This window comes from Embleya sp. AB8 (assembly GCF_049739465.1).
In the GTDB taxonomy this organism is placed as follows: Bacteria; Actinomycetota; Actinomycetes; order Streptomycetales; family Streptomycetaceae; genus Embleya.
The window spans coordinates 268,986-279,458 of the sequence record NZ_JBMHHY010000014.1 but is presented as its reverse complement, the minus strand read 5'-3'; the positions used below and the strand labels follow the sequence as shown (position 1 = coordinate 279,458).

The 10,473-nt window shown below is 69.8% G+C and carries 10 protein-coding genes and 1 tRNA gene; 7 read left to right on the top strand and 4 right to left on the bottom strand.

All coding sequences use genetic code 11. The features are described from left to right. Positions 1-64 precede the first annotated feature (64 nt). A tRNA-Lys gene (locus ABIA38_RS22605) sits at positions 65-157 on the bottom strand. Positions 158-294: 137 nt separating this feature from the next. After that, positions 295-1,278 (bottom strand): AfsR/SARP family transcriptional regulator, encoded by a 984-nt coding sequence (locus tag ABIA38_RS22600; protein WP_424640568.1) that lies wholly within the window; start codon positions 1,276-1,278, stop codon positions 295-297. 363 nt (positions 1,279-1,641) lie between these two features. Here ABIA38_RS22600 and ABIA38_RS22595 point away from each other — a divergent pair, with 363 nt between their 5' ends. Further along, entirely contained in the window at positions 1,642-2,598 is a 957-nt protein-coding gene (locus ABIA38_RS22595) for a diacylglycerol/lipid kinase family protein (RefSeq protein ID WP_424640567.1), read from the top strand. Further along, complete coding sequence (locus ABIA38_RS22590) at positions 2,595-4,124, top strand: MmgE/PrpD family protein (protein WP_424640566.1); 1,530 nt, start codon at positions 2,595-2,597, stop codon at positions 4,122-4,124. Before ABIA38_RS22595 ends, ABIA38_RS22590 begins: the two co-directional genes overlap by 4 nt. Here ABIA38_RS22590 and ABIA38_RS22585 read toward each other — a convergent pair. Continuing rightward, a complete protein-coding gene (locus tag ABIA38_RS22585; RefSeq protein WP_424640565.1) occupies positions 4,098-4,316 on the bottom strand; it encodes a hypothetical protein in 219 nt (72 codons plus the stop codon). The genes ABIA38_RS22590 and ABIA38_RS22585 overlap by 27 nt on opposite strands. A gap of 63 nt (positions 4,317-4,379) precedes the next feature. Beyond that, the gene (locus tag ABIA38_RS22580) at positions 4,380-5,393 is read right to left on the bottom strand and encodes a phosphatidylglycerol lysyltransferase domain-containing protein (protein ID WP_424640564.1); all 1,014 of its coding nucleotides are present in this window, start codon (positions 5,391-5,393) and stop codon (positions 4,380-4,382) included. 232 nt (positions 5,394-5,625) lie between these two features. On the opposite strand from ABIA38_RS22580, the gene ABIA38_RS22575 reads away from it, so the two are divergent. The 5 genes from ABIA38_RS22575 to ABIA38_RS22555 are packed head-to-tail and all read left to right on the top strand — an operon-like array spanning position 5,626 to position 10,417. Beyond that, positions 5,626-6,762 carry an acyl-CoA dehydrogenase family protein gene (locus ABIA38_RS22575; protein WP_424640563.1) on the top strand — a complete coding sequence of 379 codons (1,137 nt, stop codon included), beginning with the start codon at positions 5,626-5,628 and terminating at the stop codon, positions 6,760-6,762. 25 nt (positions 6,763-6,787) lie between these two features. Next, complete coding sequence (locus ABIA38_RS22570; protein WP_424640562.1) at positions 6,788-7,291, top strand: hypothetical protein; 504 nt, start codon at positions 6,788-6,790, stop codon at positions 7,289-7,291. Continuing rightward, entirely contained in the window at positions 7,288-7,872 is a 585-nt protein-coding gene (locus ABIA38_RS22565; RefSeq protein ID WP_424640561.1) for a flavin reductase family protein, read from the top strand. Before ABIA38_RS22570 ends, ABIA38_RS22565 begins: the two co-directional genes overlap by 4 nt. Positions 7,873-7,900: 28 nt before the next feature. Continuing rightward, positions 7,901-8,887, top strand: coding sequence for a VlmB-like protein (locus tag ABIA38_RS22560; RefSeq protein ID WP_424640560.1), 987 nt, complete (start codon positions 7,901-7,903; stop codon positions 8,885-8,887). A gap of 6 nt (positions 8,888-8,893) precedes the next feature. Further along, positions 8,894-10,417, top strand: a complete 1,524-nt coding sequence (locus tag ABIA38_RS22555; protein WP_424640559.1) for an APC family permease — start codon at positions 8,894-8,896, stop codon at positions 10,415-10,417. The last annotated feature ends 56 nt before the right edge of the window (positions 10,418-10,473 follow it).

Sequence of the window (10,473 nt, the reverse complement as noted above, 5' to 3'; positions counted from 1 at the left end):
TGCCTGCGGACGACCCGACCCGACCGCCCCCGGGGGGCTTCGGGTGGTTCATCCGTTTCCTGCGCGGAGAGGGCAGGATTCGAACCTGCGCGGACTCCGAAGAATCCGACCACGGCCAAGAGCCAGGTCCCCGATAAGCCACTCCGGGCACCTCTCCCGATCCCGACCCGCGCCCCGAAGGACCCGCGTCGTTCTCGTGTTTCCCTTACGTGTTCCACTGTGCCGGCATCCGCTGACCGCGTGCTGACGCAACGATGACGCCCGCGAGCGGTCGAGCCGATGCCGGTCGCCGTGTCAGCTGGATCGCACGTGCAGCGAGGGATCCTGTTCCAATACCGCTCGTTCGTACTCGCGCATGATGGGCGAGGGGGAAAGCCCCAGTTCCTCGGACAGTTGGCTGTGCAGGCCCCGGTAGACGTCGAGCGCGTCGGTCTGTCGGCCGCACCGGTACAGGGCGACCATCAGTTGCTGCCGGAACCGCTCGTGGTAGGGGTGTTCGACCAGTAAGGTCTGTAACTCGGGAATGATGCGCCGGTGCTCGAAGTTCTCCAGTTCGCAGTCGAAGAGGAATTCCAACAGTGCGAGCCGGGTCTCCTCGTACCGCGCGGCGGCGGCCTGGCACGACTGTCCGACGTGGGAGCCCCCGTAGATGGGCCCGCGCCAGATCTTCAGCACCTCGCGAATCTCGCCGGCCGCCGCGGTCCGGGGGATGTCCCCGTATTTGAGGCGGTCGTACTCACGCACAAAGGTGGCGACGTCGAGGGTCGCCCCGTCCAGAATCAGTCGGTAGCCCGCATGCTCGGTGCGCAGCCGGGTGCACCGCAGCTCTCTCTCCAGCACCGCGAGCTTGCGACGGAGTCGACTGACGTGCGCCTGAATGGCGTTCTCCACCAAAAGTGGAGGGTTACTGCCCCACATTTCGTCGATCAGGCTGCCTCGCGAGACCGGGTTGCCCTCGGCGATCAATAACGTTGCGAGGAGCGCCCGTTGCAGCGTGCCGGACAGCCGTAGTTCACCTCTCTCCGAACGCGCGCCGATGGCTCCGAACAACTGGAAAGCGAGCACGATGCCTCCTGACGGATGGATGATCCGATTCGGATGGATCCGGGCCGTGGCCATCGCACGCGCGGGGGTAAAGCTCACGCCGAACCGGCAGGGGCACGCGAGCGGCACGACACCTGGCCCGGCGCGCGGCGGGGGCGACATGGTCGCATCACCGCCGACACCGGCACATTCCGATCCTGGATCGATCGCCAGAAAACCGTTGACATCGGGCATTCAGCACATAAATAGCAGTAAATCAGCACCAGTAAATTGATCTCGGCCCGAGCCGGAAAGTCGGCACCGCATGGCTAAAAACGGCCGCGCCGACCCACGGTCGGCCGGACCGCATCACTGCCCCCGCCTATTCGATTGCGCCGATCCCCACCGATCGACAGCCATCGGTATAAGCCTGACACATTACCCGGGCTCCGCTGCAGAGTATTTACGAACCATTTGCCGGAAGCCCGGATTTTTCCCTTTTCCGATCTTGACTCCGGTCAGCGGCCCGTCAGAGGAAGATCAGCCGCACCTGACATCGTATATTTCGACCGCGTCCTACGGACGGTTAACGACGCGACAACGGACGGTGGACCAGCCTTGGCCGAGTTCGAGCCCCGCGAATGTGTCTTTCCCCGGATCGCAATCATTGCCAACCCGAGGGCGGGCTCCACGACCGTGGAGTATTCGTCCTCGGTGGCCGCGCGCTGCCGCGAGCACGCCGACCACGTGACCCTCCTGCACACCGAACACCCCGGGCACGCGAGCGAGTTGGCGACCCGAGCGGCGACCGGCGCCGAGCGCGTGGACCTGGTGGTCGCCCTCGGCGGCGACGGCACCGTGCGCGAGGTGGTGGCGGGCCTGGTCGACGGTGCCGACCCGATCACGGGCCCACCCCTGGTGATGCTGCCCGGGGGCACCGCGAACTCCGGCTACCGGTCGCTGTGGGACGACGCGCCCTGGGACGAGTCCCTGGCCGCCGCACTCACCGGAGCCGCCGAGCACCGCCGCCTCGACCTGGCCCGGATCGCCGTACTGGATCGACTGGTCTTCCTGGGCCTGAGCACCGGCCTGTTCGCCGCCGCCACCGCGCGCGCCCGCAACTCCCCCGTGCGCGGGCGCCCGCGCTACCAACGGGCCATCACCGAGTCGCTGCGCACCTACGTGCCCTACCGGGGCCGGGTGATCGTGGACGGCACCGTGGTGCAGGCGGGGCCCACGATCCTGGCCAACATCGGCGGCGGCCGGCATCGCGCCGGCGTATTCCAGGTGTTGCCGCGGTCGATCCGCGACGACGGCCTCCTCGACGTCTGCATCTTCGACCCGGAGACCACCGCCGAGACCGCCTTGGCACTGGCGCGCAGCGGCGCGCACCTGGACTGCGCCGGCACGACCTACGCCCAGGGCCGCTCGATCACCCTGGAGCGGCTGGACGGCCGACCGCTGCACTTCGAGCACGACGGCGAGGTCATACCCACCGATCGGACCTCGATCACCGTCGATGTGCTGCCCAACGCGCTGCACGTGCTCGCCTCGCCGAAGCGGCCCGGCGGATGACCGGCCGGGGCGCGCCCGCCGCGGCGCGGGCGGACCGGGCGCGGGCCGTCGAACCGCTGTCCCGACTCGCCGACTGGGCCGCCGAGTTGCACCTGTCGGACGTCCCGGACCGAGTGGTCGACTTCGCCGCGAGCCACATCCTGTCCCAACTCGCGGCCATCCGCACCGGCGCGCGCCAGGAGGACGGCCGTCGGCTCGTGCGCGCGCTCGGCGCCCCGTTCGGGGCCGACACCGCGCAATCGGCGCGGGTGTTGGCCGGGGTGGGCGCCTGGCTCAATCTGGACGACACCGCCTACGCCGGACACCTGGGCCCGTCCACGGTGGGCGTGCCGCTGGCCTACGCGCACGCCCTGGGGGCGAGCGGCGCCGACTTGTTGCGCGCGGTGATCCTCGCCGACGAGTGCGCGGCGCGGGTGACCGCCGCAGCCACCCTGGGCCCGTTTCGCGGCCAGACCGCGCTGCACACCCACCTGATCGGCGCGGTCGCCGGTCGGCTCGCCTGCGAGCGGGCCCCGGCCCAGGTATGGCGCGACGCCCTGGCGCTCGCGCTCAGCGCCCCGCCGTGGACCCTGTGGCGCGCATTCGTGGCCGGCGACGCCCGAATGTTGCATGTTCCGCTGGCGGTACGCGCCGGCCTGGACGCGTGCGACGCGGCGATGGGCGGCCTGCACGGCGCGGCCGACATCGTCGAGCACCCCGACGGCTTCCTCGCCGCCTTCGCCACGGTGCCGCTGCCCGAGGTGCTGACCCTGGGTCTGGGCCGGCGCTGGCACACCGAGACCCTGTCGTTCAAGCTGCATCCGGGCGGGCCCGGCATCGATGCCGCCGTCGACTGCGCGATCGACCTGCACGCCGACCTGGCCGCGGAAGCGGGCTCCTGGACTGTGGCGGATGTGCGCGAGGTGGTCGTGGAGGGTTCCGTGTACACCCTTTTTGCGGCTCGCAAGGCGCTGCCCTATCTGGACGGGCCGCGCTCCCCGATCGGCGCGCTCGTGCTCGACCCGCCTTACCCCGTGGCCACCGCCCTGCTCACCGGTGGGCTCACCATCGAGGACTTCACGGCGCCGGCGCTGGAGGACTCCGAGCGGTGGCTGCTCGCGGCCCGGGTGCGCCTGGTGCACGATGTCGCGATGACCCGCGAACTCCTGGCGGGCGACGCGCCGTTCGGCGAGGCCCTGCGGCAGGCGGGGGCGGCCGGTCCGGCCTGGCTGACGAAGTTCGGCGGGCCGGAACTGGCCGCGGCGGCGGCGCCGCCCGGCCCGCCTGCCGAGGATTTCACCGAGGCGGTCAAGCCGACCCCGGCCCGGGTACGGGTGTGTCTGCGCGACGGACGCGAGTTCGTCCGCGAGTTGCGGGTGCCGCGCGGCGGCATCGGTCCGGACCTGCGCGCCGGGCACCAAGAGACGGTGGCCGCCAAGTTCCGCGCCGCGGGCGGACCGGCCTCGGTGCTTCGACTGTGGCCGAAGCTCGCCGAGGCCGATCCGATCGAACTGCGCGCCCTACTCGAGGAGGCCGTCGGGGTCTGACCCCGCGGCGGGGTCGAGCAGCACATCGAGCAAGCGCATCGCCTCTTGCGCCCGGACGGCCGCCTCCGTGTCGTCCGGGTCGGCGCACAGCGCCAGGAAGGCGGTGCTCAATCGCTCCTCGATGGCCTCGATCGCCACGCCCGTCTCGTCCGGGGTGGTCGTGCCCGACTCGTTCTCGATCCGTGTGTCCATCGTCTGCTCCGATCACGATCTCGATGGGAATGGGTGGGTCGGCCCGGGGCCCGGGCCGACCGGTCACATCGCGTTGCACGCCCGCCAGATGTTGACGAATCCCTCGGCGCTCGCCCCGTCCGGAAATCCGACGTATTCGGTGGTGATCAGCGTGGGATTCCACTTGTCCTTGTAGGTGAGTTGCGAACTCGCCGGGTAGACGACCTGGTTCCGCCACAGCCAGTGCATGAGCCACTTGAACCCGAGGCTGTGTCCGGGCATCTCGCGCGCGTCCTCGAGGGTGGTGAACGGGGTGAATCCGAAATGCAGCCAGGGCACGCCTTCCGCGATGAACGTGTCGATCGCCGCCTTGTTGCACGCCTCCATCACCCCGGCCGGGCTTTCCGGGAGTCGGCGGCTGAGGTCGTGCATCCAGCCGTCCCACGAGCCGTACACCGGTGAATAGGAGACGTATCCGACGGCCTGGCCGTCGAGATGGGCCAGGAACAGCCGGCGCAGCGGCTGCATCGGTCCACCGGTCTGGCCGACCAGGTATTCCAGCGGTTTCGCGTCGTCGCCCTTGAGCGGCAACCAGCGGCGGTCGATCTCGGCCACGCCGTCGACCCACTGCTCGTAGTCGGCCTCGATGACGGTCAGTCCGCTGCGCAGGGCTCGCGAGATCTTGTTCCGCAACTGCATGTAGCGGGTGCCGACGAGGGTGAAGGTGTGCAGGTCGACGGCGTAGGAGGCGCCGACCTGGTTGACCGTGTAGCCGTGCTCGGCGTGGATGCGCGCGTCGTATTCCTGGAGCTGGACGATCGCCTGTCGGCGGCCGGTCTCGGCGGCGAACGCGGTGAACGCGCGCATCAGGTCCACGTAGGACTCGTCGGGTGCGAACGGGCCGCCGAACTGTACGAGGTAGTCGCCCGCCGTTCGGTAGACCACAATGCCGGGGCGGCCGGGCAGCATGAAGTAGGAATTTCCCTGGCTGACCGCCAGAAAGGAACTCGGGTTTTCCGCTCGGGTATATTTCCTAATGGCCTCCAGGGCATCTTCCGCCGAACCGGCGGTCGCCTTTTCCACGGTTTCCTGTGTCATTGTGGTCTCCCCACGTGCGGCATCGCATCACGGCTCATGATGATGCGGTGTCCGCTCGCACGCAATGGCATAAGGCGTGTTTCGGTCGCCTGTCAGGCGGGTGTCATCGATATGTCAGAGGCGCCGTCCACGGTCGATAGCCGGGCTCATCAGAATGATGTCAGGAGGGGGTCAGAGTCCCATGTGACCGTGGGCCGGTGGCATTCCTACAGAATTCCGGAGGCACCCTCGGATGCTTTCTCTCGATCTCGCCCGGCAGACATGTGAACGGCATCACCCCGGGCTCCTGAAGGCGCTTGACGCGCTTCCGATGCCGGGCCGCGAGGCCCATGACAGTCCCGTCGTCGACATCTTCAAGGAGTACGGTGGCGCGGGTCTGCTCGTGCCCCGGGAGTACGGCGGCATCGGTGCGGACGCCCTGGACGCGGTCCGGGTCACCCGGGCCCTGGGCGCCTACTCGCCCTCGTTGGCGGCGGCCGCCACCATGCACAACTTCACCGTGGCCATGTTGTTCGCCCTGGCGGATCGTGTGGTGCCGCCGACTCCGGAACAAAGGGCCCTGCTCGCCCGGATCGCGCCGGAGGGCATGCTGCTCGCCTCGGGCTGGGCCGAGGGCAGCCCCCAGCAGGACATTCTGAGCCCGGCGGTGACGGCCGTGCCGGTGGCCGACGGGTTCGTGGTCAACGGCGCCAAGAAGCCGTGCAGCCTGTCGCGGTCGATGAACCTGCTCACCGCGAGCGTGTTCGTGCCCGATGCCCAGGGTCGAACCTCCTTGGCCGTGCTGCTGATTCCGGCCGACTCCCCGGGCATCTCGGTGCATCCGTTCTGGGACAGTCCGGTGTTGGCCGCCGCGCAGAGCGACGAGGTGCGGCTGCGGGACGTGCACGTGCCCGAGCACCTGGTCATCCGCGGCACGCCGGACGATCCCAGTCGGCTGGACGACCTGCAGGAGAAGACCTTCGTCTGGTTCGAGTTGCTGATCACCTCCGCCTATGTGGGCGCGGCCTCGATGCTGACCGAGGCGGTGATGCGGCGCGAGCGGGGCTCGGTGACCGATCGCGCGGCGCTCGGCATCCAGGTGGAGGCGGCCGTGGGGCTGACCGAGGGCACCGCGCGGGCGCTGCGCGACGGAGTGACCGGCGAGGAGTCGGTGGCCGCCGCGCTGACCGCGCGCTTCGCCGTGCAGAAGTCGTTGGCGGCGGTGCAGGAGCTGGCGGTGGAACTCCTCGGCGGCATCGGCTTCATCAAGTCGCCGGAGATCGCGTACCTGTCCTCGGCACTGCACCCCCTGGCGTTCCACCCACCCGGCCGGACCAGTTCCTCGCCGCACCTCGTCGAGTACTTCAACGGCGGACCGCTGCGGATCTGACCCGGTACCCACCCGTGGAGTTGTGATGGATCAGGTCAACGTCTTCGAATCCCCCACCACCTCGCGCCTGCACCGGAGCGAGTACCTCGTCGGGCTCGGGGTTTCGCTCGCGCTGCTCGTCGCGCACGCCGGCCAGGTGCGCTGGGTGCCGGCGGTGTTGTTGTTCTTGTACATCGACCTCTTCGGCTACATCCCCGGGGCGATCGCCTACCGGCGCAGCTCCACCGGGCGCATCCCCCGGGGCTTCTACCTCGCCTACAACACGATGCACTCGATGATCACCAACGCCGCGGTGATCGGGGTGTGGATCTGGGTAAGCGGCCCGGAGTGGGCGCTGTTGGCGATCCCCATCCATCTGTGCACCGACCGGGGCGTGTTCGGCAACTTCCTCAAGCCGTTCGCGCTGCCCTTCGAGCCGGTGCCGGACCAGGATTTCGTCCGCTTGTCCGAGCGGTTGTTCGGGGCGCGCCGGCCGGCCGCCTCGGCGGTGGCGGAGCCGGCGGGTCCGATCGTGCGGTCGAACCGATGATCCGGGAGTCGGTCCCGGGTCTGGCCGATCCGCCGCGCTCGGACGACCGGGAGCAGGAACTGCGCGTAGTGTCGCGGTTGTTGCCCACCGGGATCGCGGTGTTGACCGCGATCGACGGGGAGTCGGCGCACGGTGCGACGGTGTCCACCGCCAGCGTGCTCTCCCAGCGACCGCTGCGGGTGGGCGTGTGCCTGCGCGCCGGTTCGGCGAGCACCGACCTGGTCCGGGCCAGCGGCCGCTTCGTGTTGAACGTGCTCTCCTCGCGCCAGGCGTTGCTCGCGGACTGGTTCGCCAATCCGCGGCGGCCGTTCGGGCTCGCCCAGTTCGAGCTGGTGCGGTCCGAGCCGGACCCGGAGCACGGTATCCCGGTGTTGCGGGACGCGCTGGCCTGGTTCGGCTGTTCCCTGACCGAGTTGGTGCCGCTGGGGGGCGACGACCTCCTGGTGGCGCAGATCCGTACCGCGCATGCCGGTTCCGGTCGCCCACTGATCGGCTTCGCGGGCGGGTTGCACGATGTCGAGTTCCACGGGGTGCGCCGGCGGCAGGGCTGGCGCGCCGACACCACGACCACTCTCGATTGAGACATCTCCACACATCGGAGCCGCCGTCATGGCCGAGTCCGCATCATCGATACCACCCGAGACCGACTGGGACACCGCGCCGGGACTGCTCGACGGCGCCATGACCCTGGAGTTGAGCGCCGAGCAGTGCAATCTGGGGTACTGGTTGCCCGCGGTCGCCCAGGGCACGTTGCGCGACCGGGCGCGAACGGGGCACACCGACGCCGAGCCGACGCCCGCGCACATGCGCGCGGACGGTCCGCTGCGCGACGCCCAGATCCTGGAGTTGGGCTGCCGTTCGCTGGCGGAGGAGCAGGCCACCCGGGTGCTGGGGCACTACGTGGCGCAGGCCACCGGGGTCGCCGAAATGGAGTTCTTCGCCACCCAGTTGGTGGACGAGGCCCGGCACTCGATGGTCTTTCGCAACCACCTGGTGGAACTGGGTGTGCCGGCCGTCGGGTTGTTCGACACGATCGCCGAACTCACCGCCGACTACCGGATCGACGTGCTCGATCCGATTCTCGATTTCGCCCTGCGCACGGTGCGTGACGACGGCGACTTCATCGGCGGGGTGGCGGTGTTCACCATCGTCATCGAGGGCGTGTTGGCGCCGGCGGCCGAGTTGAGCGAGCGCAAGTGGAATCGGCTGGATCCGGCCGCCGCCGCCATCGCGCGGGGGGCGTCGATCGACGAGATCCGTCATCTGACGGTGGGCAGTTCGATCGTGCGCGAGCATCTGCGTCGCAACCCCTCGGCGCGCGCCGCGCTGCTCGACGTGGTCCGGCGCGGCCGGGAACTGTGGGACACCATTCCGGACCGCAAGCACATCCTGGTCCGCGAGCACCTGTTCCAGGAGGGTCTGCGCGAACACGGCGCCCTGGTGGGCGACTACGAGGTGTGGCCGGGCACCCGCCTGGTGGACACCGAGCCGGAGGAGCGCTACGAGATGGCCGAGCGCTGGACCGACAAGATGGCCGCGGCCCGGCTCGCGTACATGGGTCTGCCGGAAGCCGTCGAGATCCTGCGATTGACGTGACGTGACATGGTCGAGACCGCGGCGGCCGCGTCGCCGCCCGCCTTCGAGCGCACGCTGACCACGCCGAAGATCGTCTTCATCATCATCGCGGCGGCGGCCCCGTTGGCCGCGATGATATTCACCGTCCCGCTGTCCTTCTCGCTCGGTACCGGCCCCGGGGTTCCGGCGATGTTCGTCTTCGCCGGGCTGACCCTGCTGTGCTTCTCGGTGGGATATGCCGCGATCTCCCGACGGATCAGCGACATGGGCGGGTTCTACACGCACATCGCGCACGGCCTGGGTCGGCCGATCGCGGCCGGCGCCGGGTTGCTGGCGGTGTTGTCGTACACCACGGCCACCATCGGCGTGCTCGGCGCCTTCGCGTTCTTCGCCCAGGACGTGGCGGCCGGGCACGGTCTGGATCTGCCGTGGGAAGTGTGGACGGGCGTGGGCCTGTTCGTGGTGGGGGCGCTCGGCTATCGCGAGGCGGAGGTGAGCGCCCGGCTGCTGTCGGCGTGCATGATCTGCGAGATCGTGATGTTGTTCGCGCTCGACCTGGCCGTGCTGTTCCGGCACGGCTCGGGCGCGCTGCCGGCCACGTCGTTCGCGCCGGACCACGTGGTGGCCCCCGGGCTCGGGGTGTCGGTGATGTTCGGCTTCGGGGCGTTCCTGGGCTTCGAATCGGCCGCGCTGTACGGCGAGGAGGCCCGGTCGCCGCAACGCAGCGTGCCCCGGGCGACCGTGATCGCGGTGATCGTGGTGGCCTGCTTCTACGCGCTGACGAGTTGGGTCGTGGTCGGCGCGGTGGGCCCCGATCGGGTGCGGGCCGAGGCCGACCAACACCTGAACGACATGTTCTTCCGGCTGAGCGACGACTATCTCGGTCATCCGGCCACGGTCACCATGCAGGTGCTGCTGTGCACGAGTTTGTTCGCGGCCTGGCTGGCGCTGCACAACGCGGGCAACCGCTACCTGTACGCGCTGAGCCGGGACGGGTTGTTGCCTGCCCGGTTGCTCGGTCGGCACGGGCGGCACGGGTCGGTGCACCGAGCGAGTCTGGTGCAGAGCGCGTTCGGTGTCGTGGTGGTGGCCGGGTTCGCGCTGGCCGGTCTCGACCCGTACGTGAACATGTCGACGAGCATGCTGGGCCTGGGCACGCTGGGCATCATCGTGCTCCAGGCGTTGGCCTCGGTGGCCGTGTTGGGGTTCTTCCGCGGCCGGCGCGAGGGTCGATGGCGCACCGTGGTGGCGCCGGTGCTGGGCGCCGCGGGTCTGGTCTCCGCGGCGGTGTTGGTGGCGTCGAACTTCGACGTGCTCACCGGCACCACGAACCCGGTGGTCGGCTCGCTGCCGTGGCTGCTGCCCGCGGTCACCCTGGGCGGGGTCGCCTTCGCCTACCGGCTGCGGGTGGCGCATCCGTCGCGGTACGCCCGCCTGGGCGGTCTGGGCAAGGCGGCCTCGGCCGAGCCGGATTCCACGCCGAACGCGCCCGATGCCCTCACCCGAGCCCCCACCGAGGCCGGCGCCGGGCTCACCCCGACCGCGCAGTGATGCGGCCGGGCATCCGTGGTCCGGCCGACACATCGAGACATCACGGACGCAAGCGA

What these genes read in the sequence shown, in the direction of transcription:
- ABIA38_RS22575 (WP_424640563.1), top strand. Translation starts at nt 5,626, where the DNA reads ATGCTTTCTCTCGATCTCGCCCGGCAGACATGTGAACGGCATCACCCC.
- ABIA38_RS22580 (WP_424640564.1), bottom strand. Translation starts at nt 5,393, where the DNA reads ATGACACAGGAAACCGTGGAAAAGGCGACCGCCGGTTCGGCGGAAGAT.
- ABIA38_RS22590 (WP_424640566.1), top strand. Translation starts at nt 2,595, where the DNA reads ATGACCGGCCGGGGCGCGCCCGCCGCGGCGCGGGCGGACCGGGCGCGG.
- ABIA38_RS22560 (WP_424640560.1), top strand. Translation starts at nt 7,901, where the DNA reads ATGGCCGAGTCCGCATCATCGATACCACCCGAGACCGACTGGGACACC.
- ABIA38_RS22565 (WP_424640561.1), top strand. Translation starts at nt 7,288, where the DNA reads ATGATCCGGGAGTCGGTCCCGGGTCTGGCCGATCCGCCGCGCTCGGAC.
- ABIA38_RS22585 (WP_424640565.1), bottom strand. Translation starts at nt 4,316, where the DNA reads ATGGACACACGGATCGAGAACGAGTCGGGCACGACCACCCCGGACGAG.
- ABIA38_RS22555 (WP_424640559.1), top strand. Translation starts at nt 8,894, where the DNA reads ATGGTCGAGACCGCGGCGGCCGCGTCGCCGCCCGCCTTCGAGCGCACG.
- ABIA38_RS22600 (WP_424640568.1), bottom strand. Translation starts at nt 1,278, where the DNA reads ATGCCCGATGTCAACGGTTTTCTGGCGATCGATCCAGGATCGGAATGT.
- ABIA38_RS22570 (WP_424640562.1), top strand. Translation starts at nt 6,788, where the DNA reads ATGGATCAGGTCAACGTCTTCGAATCCCCCACCACCTCGCGCCTGCAC.